Here is a 19,900-nt window from a genome sequence, read left to right on the forward strand (position 1 = left end):
CGCCGTGTGCCGAAGGTGGTGGAGTTACGTGGCTGGCGTGGGTTCGACGGATATGGACGACGTCCACTCAGACTGGGGCGACTGGCTCCTCCGAGCGGTCGAGGGGAGCGCCCCCGAGGGACTGGCGGTCTGGTATCTCGGCTGTAACGGCTTCGTCGTGAAGGCGAGCGACGGGACGACGCTGTTCGTCGACCCGTACCTCGGGACGGGCGACCCGCCGCGGACGGTCCGGATGGTTCCGGTGCCGTTCGACTCGGCGGACGTCCGGGAGGCCGACGCCGTCCTCGCCACGCACGAACACTCCGACCACGTCGACGGGCCGAGTCAGGCCCCCATCCTCGCGAACACCGACGCGCCGTACTTCGCGCCGGACGCCTCGCTCGCCGAAGTCGAGGCACAGGGATGGCGCGAGGCGTACGACCTCGACGACGACCGGTTCGTCGAGGTCTCGGAGGGCGACAGCGTCGAGGTCGGGGAGGTGACCGTCCACGTCGAACCGGCCCACGACCCGGACGCCGAACACCCCGTCTCGTACGTCGTCGAACACGCGGGTCGGACGTTCTTCCACGGCGGGGACGCCCGCCCGAGCGAGCAGTTCGCGGATATCGGCGAGCGCTACGACATCGACCTCGGTGCGCTCGCGTTCGGGAGCGCGGGCCGAATCCCGGACAAGGAGACCGGCGACCCCAAGGACACCCAGTGGTACGCCGACGAGAACGACGTCGTCGAGGCGGCCCGGCAACTGCGACTCGACCGGTTCCTCCCGACCCACTGGGACATGTGGAAGGGTCTCACCGCCGACCCGACGGCGCTCGGTCCCCACGTGAGGGGCTTCGAGTACCCGCGACGACTCGAACTGCTCGAAATCGGTGACAGCACCGTCGTCTGACGGTTCTCTCGTCTCGGACACGTCGGGGGCTATACAGTTCACGAACACATTTATTATCGGAAAGCAGTACAGTCGAACAATGAGTGAGCTTGCTGCGGGTGTCGTCGCGACCGAGGGCGTCACCGTCGAGAAGACCTTCGAACCGGAGGAGTACCCCGTTCCGGCCATCGCGTTCGTCGTCGCGTCCGAGCGCGAGGAACGGGTGACGGTGCGAATCGTGGACGAGTTACCCGAGGACGTCGCCGCCGACGACGTGGGGTTCCACCCCGAGTTCGGTGAGGAGTTCTGGTCCGTCGAGGAGGGCGACCTCGTGTTCGAACGGGACCTCCCGGCGGGCGAGACCGTGACGACCGTCTACGCGCTTAGAGACCAGGACCTCGACGCCGCCGAGGAGTTCCTGAGCGACCCGGCGGTCGAGGTCGACGACAGCGCGGCCGATGTGCTCGGGTCGAACAGCGGCGACGTGGTTCGAGACGTCATCGCCGGCGACGCCGACACCGTCCCGGGGCTCGAAGAGGAGGCCGAAGCCGTCGACATCGCCGACGCGGACGACGAGGAGGATATCGAGCCGATCGAACTCAGCGACCCTAACGAGGGCCAGGAGGACGACGCTTCGTCGCCGGGCGGCGAACCGGCCGCTACGTCGACCGCACCACCCGCAGAACCCGAACCGGCCGACGGTGCGCCGGCAGCGAGCGGCGTCGCCGCCGCGCTTGCACGCGAACTCCACGAGGGGACCGTCGAGCCTCGCGTCGAGAACGCGCTCCGTGCCGCGCTCGGTGCGGACGGCCCCTCCGGGAGCGACCAGGCACAGCTGGCGACCATCCGCGAGGACGTGACCAAACTCCGCGCGTACGTCAACGCGCTGGAGGCGTTCCTCGACGAGAACGGCGACGCCCAGACCCTCCTCCGGGACCTGCGTGGCGAACTCGGCTCCATCGAGTCGCGCGTCGAGACCGTCGCCGGGCGGACCGAGTCGCTCGATGGCCGCCTCGACGAGACGACCGGTCGAGTCGAAGCGACGGAGACCGACGTCGAGTCGCTGGACGACCGCCTCGGCTCGACCGACGAGACGGTCGCCGACGTCGAGCACCAGGTCGAGGGCGTCGAAGAGCAGGTCGACACCGTCGGCGAGGAGGTCACGGAAGTCGACGCGCGTGTCGGGGAGGTGGCCGAACAGGTGGCGGCGTTCGACGCCGACGTCGACGAGTTGGCAGACCACGCCGACGAGACCGACGAGCGATTCGACGCCGTCACCGACCGTGTCGACGCCGTCGACGACCACGCGGAGACGGTCGAACGGGAACTCGATGCAGTCCGCGAGGAGGTCGACGACCTCTACGAGCGGACCGACGAGGCGGCCGCCGACCTCGCGGCACTCGACGACTCGACGACCGACCTCGAAGACGGCCTGGTCGACGTCGAGACCAGCGTCGAGGGGGTGCGCTCGGACCTCGTGACGCTCCGCGACCACCTCGACACGTTCCGCGGGGAGGCCGCGAGCACCGAGGACGTCGACGCGGTCGCCGACCGACTGGAGACGACCATCGACGGCCTCGGCGAGGCCGTCGAGCGTCTCGAAGCGACCGAAGAGCGGGTCGAGACCGTCGACACGACCCTGGAGGAGGCGGGCGACGTCGCCGACCGTCTGGAGGACCTCGAAGCCTCGCTCGACGACCTCGACGACCTGAACGGACGGGTTGACGACCTGGAGGCGACGCTGGAACGGCTCGACGCGCTCGACGAGCGTATGGACGACGCCGAAGACGAACTCGAGGACTTCCACGCGTTCCAAGAGCGGATGGCCGGCGTGTTCGGCGGCAACGCGCCCGAAGAGTGAACGGGCTGGCCTGCCGGTCGTGAACAGGTGACACAACGGTAATCGGACGCGTTTTACCGACGGAGCGACTCCAACTGGTAATGGCAGCCATCAGCGTCGCCGTCCCGCGGAAGGGTCGTCCGCTCGAAGCCGTCCTCGACCGGCTGGCGACCCACACGGGAGCGACCGACCTCGCCGACGAGGTGGTCTCGACGCTCCGCTACGAGAAGGCCGTCACGAAGGGCAGTCAGTCGGTCGAGCAGTCGGTGTACGACCGCCTCGCCGAGTACAGCACGGGCAACGCCGAGTACACGCTGTACCGCGACAGTCGGGCCGGCTTCCCCCGGCGAATCGTCTTCGACTCGATGACGTGGGACCTCGGCGACCACGAGGTCCACCTCGTCGGCCGCGAGGAACCGTTTCGCGCGCTCCGGAAACACGAGTTCGCGCTGGGGTTCGACAGCGCCGACCTCGTGTTGGAGGAGGTCGTCGGCCTCGAACCCGACCCGCTCCGCGACATCGCCGACGTCAACGACCGTATCGACCCGCTGGACACTGACGTCCGGGTCGTGAGCGGTCTCGGCGACACGGTGTACCACACACTGCTCGCCGCCCCGTCTGTCGCCGACGGTAGCCTCGACCGCGAGTTCGTGGCCGACTACACCGGCCCGGTCTGTATCTCGCCGCGCTACGAGCGACTCGTCGAGGCCGTCGTCGGGACCGACGCGCTCGACGGTGTCACGTTCACCTACCCCGGCGAGGCCGTCGAGGAGGAGGCGGCCATCGCCGACGCGGGACTCGGCGTCTACGTCACCGTCAGCGGGTCGACCGCCCGCGACCACGGACTCGTCCTCGGCGAGCGGCTGTTCCCCTCCGAGACCGTGTTGCTGGAGAACCGCCACGAGTCGGGTCCGGTCGACGACCGTCTCAAACGCGTGCTCGACCCGGTAGAGACGGCACTGCCCGTCCAGTGACGAGGGGCTAAGGCCCCCGCCTCTCCGACGAGTCGCTCACGTCGGTCTGTTCCGGTCACCGTCACCACTCATTCGGCTCGAATCGGTCCGCTCGACGGCTCTTGCTCTCCCTCCCGGTCACACCGGTCCGTCCCGCACGCCGAACCGTCGGTCCCGTCGTACTCTCCCGACTGGTTATTGTTCTATACGAAATGGTGGTTTTTTTAGACAGTCTAGTCTAGAATTTATTAAGATAGGTTCAATTATATATGCGGAGTGCTCTGAGACGTGATGTCTCGGACCACAATCGCGGACCGCGTGTCGAAGCACCCGAAACTGACCGGCGTCCTGTTCGCGGCGTTGCTCGCCCTCTCACAGGTGGGGGCGGCGGCCGCCGCCACCGGGTCGACCCTCGGCGGTCCCTGACCGACGCGTCCGCCCGCCCGACACCCCCCTTCTCGACCGTTCGTTCACCCCAGCCTCGATTCGTCCTCCCGACCGATCTCCTCGGCAGACAGCAGGTCGCTCCAGCGGAGCGCACCGTCGAGGAACACCGGAAACCGGTCGAGGTCGAGGAACGCTCGCAACTCCTCGTCGTCGACCGTGAAATCCCCGACGTGGCCCGCGTTGAGGTATCGACGCCCGTCGTCGGGGACGTTCGGCGAGTACACCGACCCCGGACCCATCCGGCCCGTCGGGTGGCCGTACAGACCGAGTCGATAGCGGTCGTCGCCGAGCGCCGTCAGTTCCGCGCTGACCGGGGTCGCGGCGCGACACGTCGCGAGCGTGAGGTTCTGGTCGCCGACGATGCCGTAGTGTTTCGCGAACAGGTCGGCGTCGCCGAGGACGTCGAGCGCACCGCCGAGGGAGAAGCCGGCGTTGAGCAGTCGCGCCAACGTCCGCCCGATGCGCGTCGCCGAGTCGTTGCCGATCATGACGAACGTGACGACGCCCGCGATGGCCCCGGCGTCGACGAGGTGCTGGCCCTGTCGGTACGACTGACACGCGTTGAGGACGAACGCGCGGGTGCCGACGTGTTCCAGTGATGCGGCGTCGAGGTAGCCGTCGGCGCACTGCATCCCGCGTTCGTCGACGTGCCCGACGAAGTGGACGAAGTCGCGCTCGTCGGCCAGCAGCGCCCGGAGGTCCGCGCGGGTGAGGTCGTCGTACACCGACACCTCGAACTCGACGAGTTCGCGCAGGCCGTAGAGGTCCTGGACGTCGCTCTCGGCGCGCATCTCGGCGTCGTTGACGACGATGGCGACGTCGATGGGGCCGCTCGAAGCGGCTGCGAGCCGTCGTTTTCGGGCCGCGACCGTCGGTTTCGCTGCGCCCATCCGGTAGCCGTCGCCGACCCAGACGTGTTCGATGCTCCCGGTCTTGGGGAGGCCGACGATGCGGTCGGCCCCTGCGGGCCCCTCCGGCCCCCCCGGCGCGTCGGTCGCCCTGGACCGGGCGGTCCCGCCGTCACTCATGATACAGCGGCCGACTCGTTCGGTGGGGTCGCCCCGGGCGAACTCCCGGACGGTCGTGGCGGTCGGTGACGTCACCGGGTCGCGCCGCGGCCCCGGACACCGGATGGTACAGAGGTCGTTGACGAGGAACGGAAGCTGTTCGACCGACGAGGAGACGGGCCGGACGTCGGCGGTGGTCTTCCAGCGCGGCTGGTGGTCGGCGAGCGTGTCGAACGGCACCTCCAGGTAGCGTCGCGTCCGCTCGCCGAGGGGCGAGTCGTACAGTGCCGCGAAGTCGAGGTCGAGACCCGTCCGTTCGGCGGCCTCTCGCTCGGCCAACGCGATGGGGTAGAGCCCCTCGGTGCGGGTGAGGCAGTCGAGGAAGAACAGGTGGCGGAGCGTCCGTTCGACCCCTGTCTCGAGGTCCGGGTCGTCGAGCGCGAACCGCTCGCCGTCGGCGAGCAACTCGGGAGTCTCTCCGGGTTCGACGCGCGCGTTCAGGTAGAACGCTAGCGGCGCGACCGGGTAGACGGCGTCGAGACGTTCGGGGACACGGATGGTCACCTGCCGCTCGCCGTCGTCGCGGAGTTCCGCCGGAACGTGGAGTTCCTCGCCGCGTTCGACGAGCGGTGGGTGGCCGCGTAGCGTGGGCCACGAGCGTTCGGGCGAGAGTGTCTTCAGCGCCGACCCGAACTGCGAGACGACTGCCATCACGTCGCCGGGGTCGTCGGTGGTCGTCATCGTCGCGGCGGGGAACTCGTGGAGCGAGCGCACCCCGAGGCGGAGCGAGTCGTCCCCCGAGACCGAGACGACACGCCCGCTCCCGTCCGTCCGGAGGTCGAGCGCTCCGTCGGCGAACAGGTACGTCTTCACGTCGAGGCTCTCCAGTTCGACGACGTACGACCCCTCGGGGAGCCACGCCGACCGGCCGTTGCGTGCCTCGGCGACGACCGTCCCCGTCTCGTCGCGCACGATGGCGCTGACGAGTTTCGGGACTCGGAGTGCCGTCGTGTCGAGGCGGACCAGCGCGTCGAGCGGGACGTCGACGTCGCCGGTCGGTTCGGGCGTCGGCGTCACCCGTGTCGGCGTCTCGAAGCGAACGGTCACGCCCTGGATGTCGTCGACCAGCGAGACGCCAGGGGTGTCCGACCGCGCCTCGACGGTGAGCGGTCGCGTCACAGTGCGACCCACTGCGTCTGCACCGACCGGTCGGGGACGACCCAGCGGTGTTCGGGGACGCCCGTCCCGCGGTCTCTGAGTTCGATACGAACGTCGAACGCGTCGGTCAGGTCGGCGACGGCGGCCGTCCCGCCGAGCAGGTGACAGTGGACCATCCCCCGGTGGCCAACCACGTCCTCGACGAGATGCTCGATGGTCGCCCGTGCGTGGTCACCTCCGTCCTCGAACGGGCCACGGAGCGAGGCGACACCGACGCGGAGTTCCCCGGCGACGAACGGGCCGACGCGGTCGCCGATGCGGTCGATGGCCGACGTCATCGAGGTCCGGAGCGTCGCCAGTCGGTCGACGTCGTCCGTCCGGACCGTCGGGCGAGGGGTGGCCGACGTCGGGGACTCCGAGGCGGTCGCACCCCGCAACTCGTCGGCGAAGTCGACGACGGTCACGTCGTCGCCCGCCGGGGCGACGCCGGAGGGGAGGTAGCGGTCGACCGGGAGGCCGACGGTGTTGGTCACACCCAGCAGGCGATAGCGGCGTTCGTCGGGCGTCCCGAACAGGCGGCGGGACATGGCGGCGCGCGTCTCGAACGGAACCTCGCCGGTGACGAGCAGCGAACAGCCCCGCCGCTTGAGGTCACGGAGCGCCTCGCCGAACCGGGAGTCGTCCGTCACGACGGAGGTGTCGTCGGTCGTCGCCACCGAGCGACGGCGAACCGTTTCGGGGTCGGGGGAGTCGGCGAACTCGGCCATTACATATTTCGATACTACGACAGTGTAAATAATGGTTTGGAGAGATACGAAACATTGTCTATCGTATCGGACAGTCCACCTCGTCCTCGACCACACCGACGCCCGATACTGCGGTAGACGGCGAGAGACACCCAGGAAGGGCGGCCGTCCATATCGTCGAGGAGACAGTACCGTCTGAGAGATAGTACGAAGCTATATTTACAGTAACGACGTACGAATAAAAGTAATGTCGACCGGGAGGTCTCCAGTCGCGACCCAGCATCGTCACCCCGTGGCCACCGGCCGTCTCGTCCCCGACGGATGGCCGACTCGCTGAGCGTCGCGCCCACGTCGTCGCCGACGGGCGTCGTCGTCGCCGACGACATCATGGGCGTGACGACACGGCTCCAGACACCCACGGCGGTCGAGCCGCGGCGCTGCTCGACGGCCCCGTTCTGCCTCCCGGTCGACCGCGCCGTCGTCCTCGAGACGAGGACGGTCCGACTCCCGAAGTACCCCCTGCTCATCGTCCGCGACGGCACTGGTCAGGTCAGCCACGAGATCTCCCCCCGCGAGCGGCGGAGCGTCGGTCCCGGCGTCTGGACCATCGAGTGCACCTCGACGGCGGTCAAGACCTACCTCCACGTGGAAGGTGCGTTCGTCACCGACACCGACGCGGACGGTCGGACGGTCACCGCGACCGAGGCGACCCGGTTCCGCGTGGGGGTGCGCTCGCGACACGAACAGCCAGCGGCGACCGTCACCGCACCCGAGACGCCCGCCGGCGTCGCGGCCGCCCTCTCGCAGTTCGGGTCGGCGCTGAAGACGACCTCCCCGGAACGGACCTGGCCCACGCTGCGCGGCCACCCCCCGCTCGTCGAACGCGGCGAGGAACTCCACGTGCCCGAGTCACTGACGGTCGGGCGCGCGCCCCCGTCGCTGGTCGTCGAGGTCCCGCCGGACCTGAGCTACCTCTACCCCGTCGCCTCGCTGGCGTTCTTCCTCGACGCCCGCGTCGAACTCGGGTCGACGCCTCGCCTGCGCGCGGACGCACACGAGTGGACCTACTCCCTCGACGGCCCGCCACCGGGCACCGTCGACGCGACGTCTCCCGTGACCGCACCGGCGGACGGTGACACCACCGAGACTCGGCCGTTCGAGGAACGGGTCGCCCGGACCCTGCAACAGACGTTCGTCCTCGACTGTGTCGCCCGGACCGAGGGGCTCTACCCGTTCGACCTCGACGAGCGCCGGCGGGTCGAGCGCCGGTTGGCCGAGGCGGGCTACCCGCTCGACTTCGCCGCGCTGTACGACGCCTCGCTCGCCGAGCGAACGATGGCGTACCTCGACGTGCCGTTCTCGGTGGTCGCCGCGGCCGTCCCACGCTGGAAGCTCACCGCCGACGTCGTCCCACGCTACGACAGCCTCAACCACCTCCCGTTCGTCGTCGACGACCTCGGCGTCGTCCGGTGTCTGTCGGGGACGCCACGTCCCGAACCGTCCCCGGAACGTCCCGCCATCGACGCGTTCGTCCGGGGTGGCGGCTCGCCGCCTCGGAGCACCGACGGCCCGGCCACGCCAGCCGACGCCTGTCGCTCCGACGGCGGAGTCACCACCGACGCGCCGGGGGGAGTCGACCGGACGGGCGATACGGCCACCCCGCCGACCACGCTCGGCGAGGAGCGCGTGGTCGTCCCGCGTGCGACCGACAGCATCGAACACGTCTGGGTCGGCGACGGCTACCCGGTCGGGGCGACCAAACCCGTCCTCGACGCGAGCCACCGCCGCCTCGACGCGACGGCCAGCGGCGACATCCAGGTGGCGGTCGTCGCGAACGACCCGGCGATGCTCGACGAACTCGACGTGTCGAACCTCTACGGCCTGCGCGACCTGGTCGCGTTCGACGTCGACAGCTACGAGGAGACGACGCGGGCCGAACTCGCCGCGCTCCTCGCGACGGACCTCGACTTCCTCCACTACATCGGGCACGTCGACGAACGCGGGATGCAGTGCGCCGACGGCTACCTCGACGCCGCCTCGCTCGACGGGGTGAACGTCCGGGCGTTCATGCTCAACGCCTGTCGGTCGTACGTCCAGGCCCACCACCTCGTCGACGCCGGAGCTATCGGCGGGCTGGCGACCGTCGAGAACGTCGAGAACGTGGCGGCGACCGGTCTCGGCCGGACGCTGGCGCGACTGCTCAACGCCGGCTTCTCCCTCGGCGGTGCGCTCGACGTCCTCGGCAGCGAGACGGCGATGGGCGGTCAGTACCTCGTCGTCGGTGACCACAACCTGACGGTGGCACAGTGTCGAAGCGGCTGTCCGGTCCGGGTCGCCGTCGACCGGACAGGTGAGCGGTTCGAGACGACCGTCCACGCCTACCCGACCACCGCGGTCAACATCGGGAGCATCTACGCACCCACGGTCCACGACGACGACGACCGGCGCTACCTCGGCAGCGGGCCGATGGTGTCGCTCCCGGCGACCCGGTCGCAGGTGGAGGAACTGTTCGCGCTCGAACGGCTCCCCGTGTCGCTCAGGGGAGAGCAGGGCGTCCACTGGAGCGACGACCTCTCGGTCGACGACATCTGACGCCTCCGCTCGAACGGTCGACCGCTGGAGAGAGGAGGGGACGTCGGAAGACAGTGGAGAGTGGAGGGTGTTCTGTGTCCGTCACTGCCCGCCGAGGCGTTCGTGAGGACGCGGGGGTCTTCGACCGTCGACTACGGCCCCGAGACGGCGCTGCCGGCGTTGGCGGCGGCGGCACTGACACGAGAGAGCGCGAGCACGAGTGCGAACAGGACGCCGACGAGCTGGGGGTGGTCTCCGAGGGTGGCTGCGGGGTTAATTTCTCGCATTTCATTCTTTCATACAAGGTTAGCAGGGATAAAATAAGTGTACCGTGTAGCGAGTCAGTCCGATTCGACGCACAGTTCGACCCGGTGAGAGGACCCCCGAGGACCGCTCGCTCAGTCGCGGTCGACGCGTTCGCCGTCTTCCCAGCGGTAGAACCCCTCTCCGGACTTGACGCCGAGTTTGCCCGCGCGGACCTTCCGCTTGAGCAGCGCCGGTGGGTGGAACCGTTCGCCCAGTTCCTCGCGGAGGTACTGGAGGATGTGGAGGCGCACGTCGAGACCGACTCGGTCGGTGAGTTCCAGTGGCCCGACCGGGAAGTTGTACCCCTCGACCATCGCCCGGTCGATGGCGGCCGGTTCGGCGACGCCCTGCTCGACCATACGGATGGCCTCCGCACCGATGGCGACGCCGAGTCGCGAGGTGGCGAACCCGGGGAAGTCCTCGACGACGACGCAGGTCTTGCCCGCTTCCTCCAGCAGGTCGACGACGAACGCCTCCGTGTCGTCGTCGGTCTGCTCGGCCCGGATCACCTCGACCAGGTCCATCAGGTGCGGCGGGTTGAAGAAGTGCGCTCCGACGAACCGTTCGGGGTGGGAGACGCTGCTGGCGAGCTCCGTCACCGACAGCGAGGAGGTGTTGGTCGCGAACACGCAGTCGGCGGGCGCGGCGTCGTCCACCTCGGCGAACACCGACCGCTTGAGGTCCATCTCCTCGGGGACGGCTTCGACGACCAGGTCGGCGTCCCGGACCGCCGCATCGAGGTCCGTCGCGCCCGCGAGACGGTCGAGCGTCGCCTCCCGGTCGGCCTCGCTCACTTTCCCGAGATCGACGCCCTTCGAGAGGTTCGCCTCGACGCTGTCCAGGCCCGCCTGCACGCGCTCGTCGTCGACGTCGCGCATCGTCACGTCGTGTCCGGCCATCGCCAGCACCTGCGCGATGCCGTGGCCCATACTCCCCGCACCGAGGACGGCTGTCTGCATACCTCGCGTGTGTCCGGCGGGGGTAAAAACGGTGTGAGACCGCGTCGTCGGAGGCGAACTACTCGGCGTCCGCCGACACCTCACTCGGAGTACCCCTCCTGGACGAACCGCGTGCTCTCGTAGATGTTGACCAACTCCTCGATGAGTTCCGGGTAGGTCTCGTCGTCTTCGAGGTGGGTGTCCAGTCGCGCGACGAGGTCGTCCGGGAGTTCGACGGTCGTGGTCATTGCTACCATCGTACGGTGTGGGGACGCATCAACTCGCGGATACCACGGATGTCGTGAACGCCCCCGCTCGGCCCGTCAGGTCGAGCGCTCCTCTTCGAGTCGCCGGGGCTCGTCCGAGTGGCTCGGACGGCGGACCGTCGAGCCGTCGGCGGAGTCGAGAACGCCGTCGAGTCGTCGTTCGAGTTCGCGTTCGTCGATGGCGTCCTCGACGTACTGGGTCGTGAGTTCGTCGAGCGGGTCGGGTAGTCGGTCGGCGTCGGCGACCCGCGTCTCGACGTGGCGGACGCCGAGGCGGAGTCCCGCGAGTGCGAGCGCGACGACGGCGACGACGAGCACCGAGAGGCCACCGACCGCGAGCAGGTTCACCTCGCCGGTCGTCGCCACGCCGACCGCGCCGACGACGAGGATTGCGAGGAGCGCACCGACGCCGACCAGCGCGAGCAGCGCGCCGAGAGCGACGGCGAAGAGGTACAGTGCGGCCCGGAACGCCGAAAACAGTCGGGGGTGTCGCACTCGCTCGGCCATGGTGGCGGTGGGCGGCCCGGAGAGATAGCCCTGTCGCGAGCGGGAGTGCGCGCGCTCGCCACGTCGGTCCCTCGATCGACGCCACTCGGCGAAACCGTGATAGCCTCTGCGGCGGCACCGACACGCACATGGGTCCGCTATCGTTCCCCCTCGGTGCGGTCGTCGGGTCGCTACTCCAGCGGTCGGTGACGCCTCCGGTCGGTGTAGGGCTGTTCGCCGTCGCACTCGCAGTCGTCCACCTGTTCGCCGGTCGGCTCTGGACCGACGGCGAGTACCGACCCGACGTCCTCTCCGCCGCGGGAGGCGCATCACTCGCGTACGTGCTGGTCCACCTCCTCCCGGAGGTCGACAGAGCGGTCCGCAGTGTCGTCGAGACGACCGCCGGTCCGGTCGGGGTGTTCGGCCGCGAGGTCGAGGCGTACGTCGTCGTCCTCCTCGGCTTCCTCCTGTTCTACCTCGTCCACGCGCTCGCCGCTCGAACCACCACGGGCGACACCGACCGCACCTCCCTCGTGTTCTGGATGCACGTCACCTCGTTCGCGCTCTACAACGCACTCATCGGCATCCTCGTCTACCACCAGGAGTTCCCAGGGCTCGCCTCGGTCGGGACGTACACCGTCGCGATGGGCCTGCACGTGCTGGTCACCGACGCCGGATTGCGTCGTCACCACGGAGCCGTCTACGACGACGTGGGCCGGTGGGTTCTCGCGGCGGCCATCCTCGTCGGGGCGGTCCTCGGCAGTCTGGCTCGCATCCCGGCGGGACCGCTCGCACTGCTGTTCGCCTTCCTCGGCGGGGGTGTCCTGTTCAACGTGATGAAAGAGGAACTCCCCGACCCGGCCTCCAGTAGCTTCGGCGCGTTCCTCCTCGGAGCGCTCGGCTACACCGCCGTGTTGCTCTCGGTCTGACGCGGCCGTCGAGCCGTCGAGTCACCAATCCCGATGACGACCGCCAGCGCTCGTCACGCACCCGAAACCCGCCCTCGGTGTTCGCTCTCGAACATCCGAGATGACGCTCATTTGATGCAGCGATATACGGTTTACAAGTCGTAGTGCAGACGGAATTTGTGACTCCCAAAGACGACAGAATTCTAGAGAGCAGCCGAATCGACGGACGAACTTACAAAAGCGAGTAGACGTTCCGCTCGTAGACCTCGCGGACCCTGTCGCCCCAGTTGTGGGTGTAGGTGTCGATGATGTCGGTGGCGACGTCCCCACGGAGGTACTTGACGACGCCCCGGTCGCCGGTCCGGTCCCGGAGATGGGTGGTGAAGAAGTGCCGGAAGTAGTGTGGCGTGACGTTCTCGCTCGCGCCACCGCCCTCGCGGTGCCAGCCGCGTGCCTCGGCGTGGCGGCGGACGACCGTCCGGACCTGCCCGGTCGTGAGTCGCCGGCCCCACTCGTCACCGGTGTCGAGGAACAGGGGGTCGGCGGGGGAGCGAGCATCGGGACGAATCGCCAGCCAGCGGGTCAGTTCGCGGCGTAACTCACCGTCGACGGGGACCACCGTCGCGCGTTTGCGCTTGTTCGAGGCGGTTCTGACCTCGCCGTTGACCGAGTCGTCGCGTGCGACCTCGCTGTCGACGTACAGGGAGTTCGGCCGCGTGTCGAGCTGTGGCCGGGGGGAAACGTCGTAGCCGGCCCGGACGTCGCCGTCGAGCGCCAGATCGCGGAGGTCGAGGTTGACGAGTTCGCCGACACGCATCCCCGTCTTGAGCAGCGTGACGACGAGCGCCCGTTCCAGCGGATGAGAGACACTCCCGACGAACGCTCGCATCCCCTCGACGCTCACCTCCCGACGGTCGGGGTCGGTGTCGATGGACTCGTCCATCTCGGCCATCACGAGGGCCATCGGGTTGCCGTCGAGCGTCTCGGTCTGGAGCATGTAGTCGTAGAACCGGTGGACGTAGGTCGCGTAGGTGGCGACCGTACTCGGCGCGTACTCCCCGCGCAGGTCGTGGACGAACGCGAGACAGTGGCGCTGGGTCGCCGTCCCGGGAGTCGCCTCGCGTTCGGCGACGAACCGCTCGAACCGCCGGAGCACACGTTCGTACGCGGTGCGGGTCCGGCCCGACCGGCCGTGGTACTCCAGGTCCTCCAGGAAGTACGCGACCGGGTCCTCGACCGGCTCAGTACTCATCGTATCGTCGCTCGTCGTTCACGGACCGTCGGTCGCCGTCCCGGTCGTCCTCGGTCGCTCGCTCGCGGTCCGTGCGGTCGCCGTCTCGGTCGAGGGACTCGCGCGCCTCGCGGAGCGAGTCTATCGGCGGGCGGTCCTCGTCGGCCCGGCGTGGCTGGCGGTCGCGCGGGGGCTGACGGTCGGTCGGACGCTCACGCTCAGGCTCGCGTGCCGGTCGGCGGTCCGGCCCGCGGTCTCCCCGACTCGACCCCTCGGCTCGTCGAGGGGGTTCGTCGTACCCGCGGGCGCGTTCCGGAGGCCGAGTAGGTGCGTCGCGGCGACGGCCGTCCGTTCCTCCGCGCTCGCCGTACTCGGGGGGCGACCGTTCGGGGTCCGAGCGACGCTCGGAGCTGGACCGGTCCCGGCGACTCGCCGGGCGCTCGCGGTCCGACGACGGGGCCGGTCGTCTGGATTCCCGTCTGCCCTCGGAGCGGGGCGGTTCGCGACTCCCGCGGCCGTCACTCGACTCCCTCGTGACGTCGCCGTCGGCTCGGTCGGTCGACTCCGCTCGCGAGTCGTCGCCGGTGACGACGTAGCCGCCGTGGCGGCCGCTGTAGCGAACCGCCCGCGCGTCCTGGAGCGCTTCCAGCGCGTCGTCGACGTCCCGTTCGATGTCGCCGGCGAGTCGGTCGACCAACTCTCCCCAGTCGAGGACCCCGGCCGCCGAGAGCGTCGAGAGGACCCGTTCTTCGAGGGCTTGACCCCCAGGGGTCGCGTCCGGAGAACCGGCCTCCTCGTCGACGGGGTCGAACCCTCGTCTGCCGGCCTGCACCATCGTTCGGAGGAACTCGCTCTGACTCATGTCCAGTGCGTCGGCGTGTTCCACCCACGCCTCTTTCTGCGAGCGCGGAACGTACGTCTTCACGACGGTCCGCTCGTCGTCGGTCATACAGTGCGCTGTGAGGGTACGAACTTAGTTGTTGTCCCACGGGCGTGGATAATGCACCTTAGCTTCGCTCGTGGGACGACACGCTGGGGACCTCGCCCCCTCGCCGTGTGGCGATTCGCGGCTGAAGTCTGCAGGTCTGTCCTCGTGGCACGGCTAAAGTCTGCAGACCCGTTCATTCGCCCTCACCCCCGGCCCTCGCCCGCCGAAGAGTAGCCTCCGGGTCGTCGAGCCACCGGTAGAGGCGGATGGCTGCCCCGACGAACTCCTCGGCGGAGTCGTACTCCTCGGGGATGTCGGCGACCATCCCGTGGACGTCGTGGTCGCGGTCGTCAGTCATCGGTCGATACCCCCTGCTATTTTGTGAGTCTGAAGTCTGTAGGTGGTCATGTCCAAAACGGAAACCGGGTTGTATATCGAGCAGTCCATCGTCGACCGCGCCGACGAGATCGCCCACGCACGCAGCGAACCGGGCGACCGCGTCAGTCGGTCACAGGTCCTCGCCGAGTGGGTCCGCCTCGGCATGGCCGCAGACGAAGAACTCGACGACGCCCCGTTCGGCGTCGCGTACGGCGAGCGCTCCCAGCGGTTCGTCCGACAGGCCGTCCGCGACCTCATCGCCCGCGAAGCCGACGACGTCTGACGCCGGAGAATACCGGCAACTGTTGCCATAAACCGTATGTCGTGTGTATCGAGCACAGCTACGCTCCCTCCTGTAGACCGGCGAGTTCGGATTTCCACTCAGCCAGTCGGGCGTCGGTGTTTCGCTCTCGGTGCGCCCGCCGATGGCAGGCGTGACAGACGCCGATAAGGTTCTGTCGGCGGTTGTCCAGCCAGTCGCCGTTGCGGTGGTGGACCTCGAACGGACCACGGCCACCACACGACGGGCAGCGGTAGGCGTCGCGGTCGTGAACGCCCCAGAACACCTCGCGGGCACGATGGCGAGCTTTGCAGTGCAGCGCGGCACGGTAGTCGCTCATCCCTCCACCTCCGGCCACTCGGCCGGCCCGCCAGCGTGGTCACAGTCGGGGAGGTGGTGGGCGAGTTGCACGCCCACGTCGTCACCACACAGCGGGCACGTCGGCGCTTCCTCGCGGTGGTGACACCGCCCGTTGACGTGGACGGCGACGCGGCTGCGATTGCGCCGCAGCGTCCTCGCGATGGCGGCGTTTCGCATCCCCTGCTCGCGCAGGCGGCGCATCTCCTCGCACTCGGCGACCGAGATCGGGCCGTGTGGGCCACACCCCGGTCGGCGGTCGATGCCGAGCCGTTCCATCGCGCGCCGGACGACCTCGCTGTCGGTGCCGCAGTGGGCGGCGGTCTCGGCGAGGGTGCATTCGCGCTCCCAGTAGAGATACCGGAGCGTCGCTTCGTCGCGGTGGATGTGGATGCCGTCACGCATCGGTCTCACCCCCGGCGCGGGCGATGGCGATGCACGCCCAGCGAAGGGCAGTGTCGTCGATGACACGCGCGTCGTAGCACGTGACGGCCTTGTCGCGGGTGCCTTCGGGGACGTAGTACCGAAGACAGATGAACACGATAACCGACCGGCCGAGGTCGGTGACGCGGACGTCGACCGGCGGGTAGCCGCCCTGGTCGAACCACGGATGATGTCGGAGCAGGCCGACCGAGCGGCTGTCGGCGAACGCCTGCTCGGGACTCGGCGCGTCGGGAGCCGTCCGCTGGTCCCACCGCCCGCCGACGTGGCCGGGCTTGGTGATGTGGTCCGACAGAGTGGGCGTCTTCGCGCTCATTCGTCGCCCTCCGGCCACTCCAGGCGGTAGAGTCTGAGTAGTTTGGTCAGGTGGCCTCTACCGGGGGGGTACTTCCCGTTCTCGACTGCCGAGACGTACGACTGGTCGCTGTCGATTCGCTCGGCGAGTTCTGTCTGAGTCAGTCCACACCGCTTCCGCATCGCTCGCAACTCTTCGGGGCTGGGGAGGCGGTAGTCCCACGGTGTGACGTCGAGTGGTTCGCCTCGAATCGCACGGATATGGCGTTCGATTGCGGTGAGATGTTCGTCGACGTGCGTGCCGGTCGGGTGGCTCATTGCTCGCCCTCCTCGAAGCGGGCGGCCAGTCGGCGCTCGAACGCCGCGCGTTCGTCGGGTGTCGTCTCGGTGGCCGCTGACGCCGCGTGGATGCAGTCGTCGCACTGTTCGCGATACCGGCCACTCGCGTCCTTCGAGGGCGTCGCCCCACAGTCACACGCCGGGCTGTCGTCGACGAGACTCTCGCCGTGGGCCATCGTGTGGTGGCGCTTCATCCCCGTCTCCGAGACGAAGTCGTCACGCTCGCAGGTGGGGCACTCACTCATCGCGAACCACCTCGCCGCGAGAGTTGGTCGCCGGCAGGTGCTCACACTGTGAGCGGATGTGAGCGGGGAGCTGCAGGGACTCCTCGCCGCAGTACGGGCAGGTCCGCAGTTGACGCTCAGGCACGGGTCTCACCTCCTCGGAGCGCGCGCACGCACGCCAGCGCGGCGAGCAGTGTCGCCCAGATGGTCGCTTCCCCGGCGGTCTCGTCGCCGGTCAGCACGGCGAGGATGGCCAGCCCGATGACCCAGGCGATGGTGAACCGCGCGAACGCGGCGGTCATGGCAACATCACCCAGAGTGGGAGCACGCCAAGCATCTGGAGCACAACCACCACCACGAACACCGCAGTGGCGAGGAACAGCAAATAGGCGAGAGCCACCAGCAAGTACATAGCGGCGATGAAAGTCGCCATCCACAACCCACTCATGGCGACTCCCCCGCGACAGACCGAACGCGCTCGCGGACTTCGTCCAGCGCGGCCAGCGTCTCTTCGACGTCACCAGTCTCGACGACGTGGCCCTTGGCGATACGGCCGAGTTCGTCGACCAGTTCGGACTTACTCGTCATCGTCACCACCCAGAATCGACCGCAGTTTCCCGAGCAGACCGATTTCTGCTTTCCAACCCGCGCCAGTGTTGAACGGCTTGCCGCCGCGGTAGGTCTTCCCACCACAGTCGTGACACCGGCCGTCCGCGGAGTTGCCGAGCGGCTTGGAACATGACTTGCACTTCGGCCCCGGCATCACTGCCCCTCCGTCGCGTCGTGGAGCAGTCGCGGGCGGTCATCGCCCAGGAACACCACGGCCGTCTCGGGGTCCATCAGCGACAGCCCGAGCGTGGCGACGCGGTGGCCCTGCCCGTCGGCGTGGGTGGCCGCGAGATCGTGGAGGTGCTCGCGGTCGTCGTCGCTCAGGGTCCGCCAGTCACGACCGAGGTCGACGACGAACAGACACTCCTCACAGAGACAGACCGCGCCGGTCTGAATCTCGACGTCGCCGATGGCCGTCCCGACGTCGCGCGCGAGTGTCGATGGTATCCCCCCGGGCGCGTGGTCGTTGTCGGCGCTCATCGGCGGACCTCCTGGCGCGTTTTGAACGCACGACCGATTGTGCTCGCCAGTCCAACGACGAACACCGCCCAGACCGCCGCGAACAACAACTGACCGGCCATCCAGAACTGGACGACCTCGAATGCCAGATACACGGCATAGCAGGCTGTCACGTAGACGAACATCTTGAAAAACGGCGTTTGGCTCATCGGCGGACCTCCACGGTGTCCTCATCCGCACACCAGATGGCCCGTGGTGGGACGCCGCTGATGACGTCCTCGTGGCTGGTGTCGGCCTCGACGTCGAGGAACAACAGCCCGGGCGTCGTGCCCAGGGCGTGCCACGCCCAGTTGGCCCAGCGCTGCTCGGGTTCCCAGTGGTTGCCGCTGGGACCGAGCGTCGTCAGTGCCGCCCGCTGGAGTTCGAACAGCGGGTCGGTGTGCAGGTCGTGCTGGGGCGCGTAGTTCTCGGGCAGCTCGTCGTCGGCGTCGTCCCGGCCGGCGAGACTCATCACTCGCCACCTCCGAGGATGCCCGCGGCGACGAGATCGTCGTGGAACGAATCGAACGCGTCGGCGAGCAGCCCGCGGCCGCGCGCGGTCAGCAGGTACTCGTTGGTGCGCTTATCGAGCGCGCTCTTCTCGACGAGACCCGCTTCTTGCAGGTCGTCGAGGTTCGGATACAAGCGTCCGTGGTTGATTTCGTGGCCGTAGCGGCCCTCTAACGCCCGTTTGATGGCCAGCCCGTAGCAGTCGCCAGCCTCGGCGTCGAGGACGGCGATGACGCGCAGGCACTCGCGCTGGAACGCCGTCAGGTCGGTGTCGTTACGATTCGTGTCGGCCGTCGTATCGGGGGTGTTTATCCCCGTGGAGCGTGAATTGCTCATTGTCTTGCGGTTTCCCGAAGACAATGCTCGCTCGGGAGCGACGCGTCGGTCCCCCATTCATTATTAACGGTTAACACATCGTTTCCGTGCAACGATGCAGAGCCGTTATCAGGGGCAAGCGCCTCTAGCCTCCCGAGCGAACATTGCCCTTCTCGGGTGATGAAGTCGCTCCCCGGCGCTGGTACGCCGAGGACATGGCCCCTTCCGGGCCTCTTTTGCAGAGGCGTGTATGTCAGCGAGCCTTACGACTTCGGACGTGTATGTGTAGCGCTACCACTTAATCCTACCGATGGTGTGTCCGACATACGTGGTTCCTGTGACGTAGTGGACAAAGGTGGTAAGTACGACCACACCGTTAGTAAGATGTGTGATGGCCACCACGGACGACTCAATGCGCCTGTCTCTCCCAACGGACGAAGAGATATTGCGGGAGTTACGCGATGGTGAGGGGCAGAACCTCCCGTCGAATGTGGCCGACGAGATCGCGCGGGACGCGAAGCATGTGAACACACGGTTAGTGCACCTCGAAGATTACGGGCTGGTCGAGAACATCGGTCGTGGCGTCTATCGCATCACGCCGCTCGGCAGGCTGGCCTTCGACCACATCGACGAGTACAGCCACGACACCAACGACGAGTTCGAGCTGATGATACGGCGCAAGCTCGGTGGCGGGTGACCGGCTATGGTTCGTTGAGTCATCCATCCTGCATCCTGACAGTCTGGCGAGTGCATAATAGGCGCTGGGGGGTCGTTTCCGAAAGTTCCGATACTCGTGGCGCTATCGCGAGAGAGCGTCGCTACTGGCGACTGATGCGCGCGAGAGCGGTTCGCCAGAAGTTCGCCAGATGTTCCGATACTTTCCGATAGGGCTGAGAGTTACCCCACGCGTTCGAATGGATTTGAATCGTGGGGTAACAGAGCGCGTCCTTCTCTAGCGGTCATGTTCGACCACCGCCACCGAGATTGTCTCCCCGGCGTATT

The 19,900-nt window shown here is 68.1% G+C and carries 30 protein-coding genes and 1 pseudogene; 8 read left to right on the forward strand and 23 right to left on the reverse strand.

Annotated features, from left to right (window positions below; all coding sequences use genetic code 11):
* Positions 1 to 52 precede the first annotated feature (52 nt).
* From M1L36_RS05045 to M1L36_RS21285, 4 genes are all read left to right on the forward strand, one after another.
* Positions 53 to 889, forward strand: a complete 837-nt coding sequence (locus M1L36_RS05045) for an MBL fold metallo-hydrolase (protein ID WP_250872622.1) — start codon at positions 53 to 55, stop codon at positions 887 to 889.
* Between the two features lie 79 nt (positions 890 to 968).
* On the forward strand, positions 969 to 2,729 hold the full coding sequence (locus M1L36_RS05050; RefSeq protein WP_250872623.1) for a coiled-coil domain-containing protein: 1,761 nt from the start codon (positions 969 to 971) through the stop codon (positions 2,727 to 2,729).
* Between the two features lie 80 nt (positions 2,730 to 2,809).
* A complete protein-coding gene (locus M1L36_RS05055) occupies positions 2,810 to 3,682 on the forward strand; it encodes a phosphoribosyltransferase HisG-related protein (RefSeq protein WP_250872624.1) in 873 nt (290 codons plus the stop codon).
* Positions 3,683 to 3,952: 270 nt separating this feature from the next.
* The gene (locus tag M1L36_RS21285) at positions 3,953 to 4,087 is read left to right on the forward strand and encodes a DUF7503 family protein (protein WP_305794321.1); all 135 of its coding nucleotides are present in this window, start codon (positions 3,953 to 3,955) and stop codon (positions 4,085 to 4,087) included.
* 44 nt (positions 4,088 to 4,131) lie between these two features.
* Here the strand turns inward: M1L36_RS21285 and M1L36_RS05060 are convergent, their stop codons facing one another.
* Together M1L36_RS05060 and M1L36_RS05065 are read right to left on the reverse strand one after the other, a co-directional pair.
* Positions 4,132 to 6,294: a hypothetical protein gene (locus tag M1L36_RS05060; protein WP_250872625.1), complete on the reverse strand. Its 2,163-nt coding sequence runs from the start codon at positions 6,292 to 6,294 to the stop codon at positions 4,132 to 4,134.
* The gene (locus M1L36_RS05065; protein ID WP_250872626.1) at positions 6,291 to 7,040 is read right to left on the reverse strand and encodes a DUF7504 family protein; all 750 of its coding nucleotides are present in this window, start codon (positions 7,038 to 7,040) and stop codon (positions 6,291 to 6,293) included. Before M1L36_RS05065 ends, M1L36_RS05060 begins: the two co-directional genes overlap by 4 nt.
* A 300-nt stretch (positions 7,041 to 7,340) precedes the next feature.
* Between M1L36_RS05065 and M1L36_RS05070 the strand changes: the two genes are divergently transcribed.
* A complete protein-coding gene (locus tag M1L36_RS05070) occupies positions 7,341 to 9,611 on the forward strand; it encodes a hypothetical protein (protein WP_250872627.1) in 2,271 nt (756 codons plus the stop codon).
* 131 nt (positions 9,612 to 9,742) lie between these two features.
* Here the strand turns inward: M1L36_RS05070 and M1L36_RS21290 are convergent, their stop codons facing one another.
* The 4 genes from M1L36_RS21290 to M1L36_RS05085 form a co-directional block, all read right to left on the reverse strand.
* Positions 9,743 to 9,877: a DUF7503 family protein gene (locus M1L36_RS21290; RefSeq protein ID WP_305794322.1), complete on the reverse strand. Its 135-nt coding sequence runs from the start codon at positions 9,875 to 9,877 to the stop codon at positions 9,743 to 9,745.
* A gap of 111 nt (positions 9,878 to 9,988) precedes the next feature.
* Entirely contained in the window at positions 9,989 to 10,855 is an 867-nt protein-coding gene (locus tag M1L36_RS05075) for a 3-hydroxyacyl-CoA dehydrogenase family protein (protein WP_250872628.1), read from the reverse strand.
* Between the two features lie 80 nt (positions 10,856 to 10,935).
* Entirely contained in the window at positions 10,936 to 11,082 is a 147-nt protein-coding gene (locus tag M1L36_RS05080) for a DUF7557 family protein (protein ID WP_250872629.1), read from the reverse strand.
* 75 nt (positions 11,083 to 11,157) lie between these two features.
* Positions 11,158 to 11,607 carry a hypothetical protein gene (locus tag M1L36_RS05085; protein WP_250872630.1) on the reverse strand — a complete coding sequence of 150 codons (450 nt, stop codon included), beginning with the start codon at positions 11,605 to 11,607 and terminating at the stop codon, positions 11,158 to 11,160.
* Positions 11,608 to 11,735: 128 nt separating this feature from the next.
* Between M1L36_RS05085 and M1L36_RS05090 the strand changes: the two genes are divergently transcribed.
* Positions 11,736 to 12,515 (forward strand): hypothetical protein, encoded by a 780-nt coding sequence (locus tag M1L36_RS05090; RefSeq protein ID WP_250872631.1) that lies wholly within the window; start codon positions 11,736 to 11,738, stop codon positions 12,513 to 12,515.
* 211 nt (positions 12,516 to 12,726) lie between these two features.
* Here M1L36_RS05090 and M1L36_RS05095 read toward each other — a convergent pair whose 3' ends face one another.
* The 3 genes and pseudogenes from M1L36_RS05095 to M1L36_RS05105 all read right to left on the reverse strand — a co-directional run bounded on the left by M1L36_RS05095 (position 12,727) and on the right by M1L36_RS05105 (position 15,011).
* Positions 12,727 to 13,746, reverse strand: a complete 1,020-nt coding sequence (locus M1L36_RS05095) for a tyrosine-type recombinase/integrase (RefSeq protein ID WP_250872632.1) — start codon at positions 13,744 to 13,746, stop codon at positions 12,727 to 12,729.
* 553 nt (positions 13,747 to 14,299) lie between these two features.
* Positions 14,300 to 14,674: pseudogene (locus M1L36_RS05100) on the reverse strand (DUF5805 domain-containing protein); the annotation flags it as partial.
* A gap of 172 nt (positions 14,675 to 14,846) precedes the next feature.
* A complete protein-coding gene (locus M1L36_RS05105; protein ID WP_250872633.1) occupies positions 14,847 to 15,011 on the reverse strand; it encodes a hypothetical protein in 165 nt (54 codons plus the stop codon).
* Between the two features lie 48 nt (positions 15,012 to 15,059).
* Between M1L36_RS05105 and M1L36_RS05110 the strand changes: the two genes are divergently transcribed.
* Positions 15,060 to 15,314, forward strand: coding sequence for a hypothetical protein (locus tag M1L36_RS05110; RefSeq protein WP_250872634.1), 255 nt, complete (start codon positions 15,060 to 15,062; stop codon positions 15,312 to 15,314).
* Positions 15,315 to 15,372: 58 nt separating this feature from the next.
* Here the strand turns inward: M1L36_RS05110 and M1L36_RS05115 are convergent, their stop codons facing one another.
* Genes M1L36_RS05115 through M1L36_RS05175 form a run of 14 tightly spaced genes read right to left on the reverse strand, consistent with a single transcriptional unit; the run spans position 15,373 to position 18,919 of the window.
* Positions 15,373 to 15,651: a hypothetical protein gene (locus tag M1L36_RS05115; RefSeq protein ID WP_250872635.1), complete on the reverse strand. Its 279-nt coding sequence runs from the start codon at positions 15,649 to 15,651 to the stop codon at positions 15,373 to 15,375.
* Complete coding sequence (locus M1L36_RS05120; protein WP_250872636.1) at positions 15,648 to 16,073, reverse strand: hypothetical protein; 426 nt, start codon at positions 16,071 to 16,073, stop codon at positions 15,648 to 15,650. The genes M1L36_RS05115 and M1L36_RS05120 overlap by 4 nt, the downstream gene beginning before the upstream one ends.
* Positions 16,066 to 16,425, reverse strand: coding sequence for a hypothetical protein (locus tag M1L36_RS05125; RefSeq protein ID WP_250872637.1), 360 nt, complete (start codon positions 16,423 to 16,425; stop codon positions 16,066 to 16,068). The genes M1L36_RS05120 and M1L36_RS05125 overlap by 8 nt, the downstream gene beginning before the upstream one ends.
* On the reverse strand, positions 16,422 to 16,721 hold the full coding sequence (locus M1L36_RS05130) for a helix-turn-helix domain-containing protein (RefSeq protein ID WP_250872638.1): 300 nt from the start codon (positions 16,719 to 16,721) through the stop codon (positions 16,422 to 16,424). The genes M1L36_RS05125 and M1L36_RS05130 overlap by 4 nt, the downstream gene beginning before the upstream one ends.
* Positions 16,718 to 16,987 carry a hypothetical protein gene (locus tag M1L36_RS05135; RefSeq protein WP_250872639.1) on the reverse strand — a complete coding sequence of 90 codons (270 nt, stop codon included), beginning with the start codon at positions 16,985 to 16,987 and terminating at the stop codon, positions 16,718 to 16,720. The genes M1L36_RS05130 and M1L36_RS05135 overlap by 4 nt, the downstream gene beginning before the upstream one ends.
* Positions 16,980 to 17,111, reverse strand: a complete 132-nt coding sequence (locus M1L36_RS21295; protein WP_305794323.1) for a hypothetical protein — start codon at positions 17,109 to 17,111, stop codon at positions 16,980 to 16,982. The genes M1L36_RS05135 and M1L36_RS21295 overlap by 8 nt, the downstream gene beginning before the upstream one ends.
* A complete protein-coding gene (locus M1L36_RS05140; RefSeq protein WP_250872640.1) occupies positions 17,104 to 17,268 on the reverse strand; it encodes a hypothetical protein in 165 nt (54 codons plus the stop codon). The genes M1L36_RS21295 and M1L36_RS05140 overlap by 8 nt, the downstream gene beginning before the upstream one ends.
* Complete coding sequence (locus M1L36_RS05145; RefSeq protein ID WP_250872641.1) at positions 17,265 to 17,414, reverse strand: hypothetical protein; 150 nt, start codon at positions 17,412 to 17,414, stop codon at positions 17,265 to 17,267. Before M1L36_RS05145 ends, M1L36_RS05140 begins: the two co-directional genes overlap by 4 nt.
* Positions 17,411 to 17,554 carry a hypothetical protein gene (locus tag M1L36_RS05150; RefSeq protein ID WP_250872642.1) on the reverse strand — a complete coding sequence of 48 codons (144 nt, stop codon included), beginning with the start codon at positions 17,552 to 17,554 and terminating at the stop codon, positions 17,411 to 17,413. The genes M1L36_RS05145 and M1L36_RS05150 overlap by 4 nt, the downstream gene beginning before the upstream one ends.
* Positions 17,544 to 17,729 (reverse strand): hypothetical protein, encoded by a 186-nt coding sequence (locus M1L36_RS05155; protein ID WP_250872643.1) that lies wholly within the window; start codon positions 17,727 to 17,729, stop codon positions 17,544 to 17,546. Before M1L36_RS05155 ends, M1L36_RS05150 begins: the two co-directional genes overlap by 11 nt.
* Positions 17,729 to 18,055 carry a hypothetical protein gene (locus tag M1L36_RS05160; RefSeq protein WP_250872644.1) on the reverse strand — a complete coding sequence of 109 codons (327 nt, stop codon included), beginning with the start codon at positions 18,053 to 18,055 and terminating at the stop codon, positions 17,729 to 17,731. Before M1L36_RS05160 ends, M1L36_RS05155 begins: the two co-directional genes overlap by 1 nt.
* The gene (locus tag M1L36_RS05165; RefSeq protein ID WP_250872645.1) at positions 18,052 to 18,243 is read right to left on the reverse strand and encodes a hypothetical protein; all 192 of its coding nucleotides are present in this window, start codon (positions 18,241 to 18,243) and stop codon (positions 18,052 to 18,054) included. The genes M1L36_RS05160 and M1L36_RS05165 overlap by 4 nt, the downstream gene beginning before the upstream one ends.
* The gene (locus tag M1L36_RS05170; protein ID WP_250872646.1) at positions 18,240 to 18,545 is read right to left on the reverse strand and encodes a hypothetical protein; all 306 of its coding nucleotides are present in this window, start codon (positions 18,543 to 18,545) and stop codon (positions 18,240 to 18,242) included. Before M1L36_RS05170 ends, M1L36_RS05165 begins: the two co-directional genes overlap by 4 nt.
* Positions 18,545 to 18,919 (reverse strand): PadR family transcriptional regulator, encoded by a 375-nt coding sequence (locus M1L36_RS05175; RefSeq protein ID WP_250872647.1) that lies wholly within the window; start codon positions 18,917 to 18,919, stop codon positions 18,545 to 18,547. Before M1L36_RS05175 ends, M1L36_RS05170 begins: the two co-directional genes overlap by 1 nt.
* Positions 18,920 to 19,289: 370 nt before the next feature.
* On the opposite strand from M1L36_RS05175, the gene M1L36_RS05180 reads away from it, so the two are divergent.
* Positions 19,290 to 19,595: a winged helix-turn-helix domain-containing protein gene (locus M1L36_RS05180; protein ID WP_250872648.1), complete on the forward strand. Its 306-nt coding sequence runs from the start codon at positions 19,290 to 19,292 to the stop codon at positions 19,593 to 19,595.
* The last annotated feature ends 305 nt before the right edge of the window (positions 19,596 to 19,900 follow it).

The organism is Halomarina rubra, from assembly GCF_023699475.1.
GTDB lineage: Archaea > Halobacteriota > Halobacteria > Halobacteriales > Haloarculaceae > Halomarina > Halomarina rubra.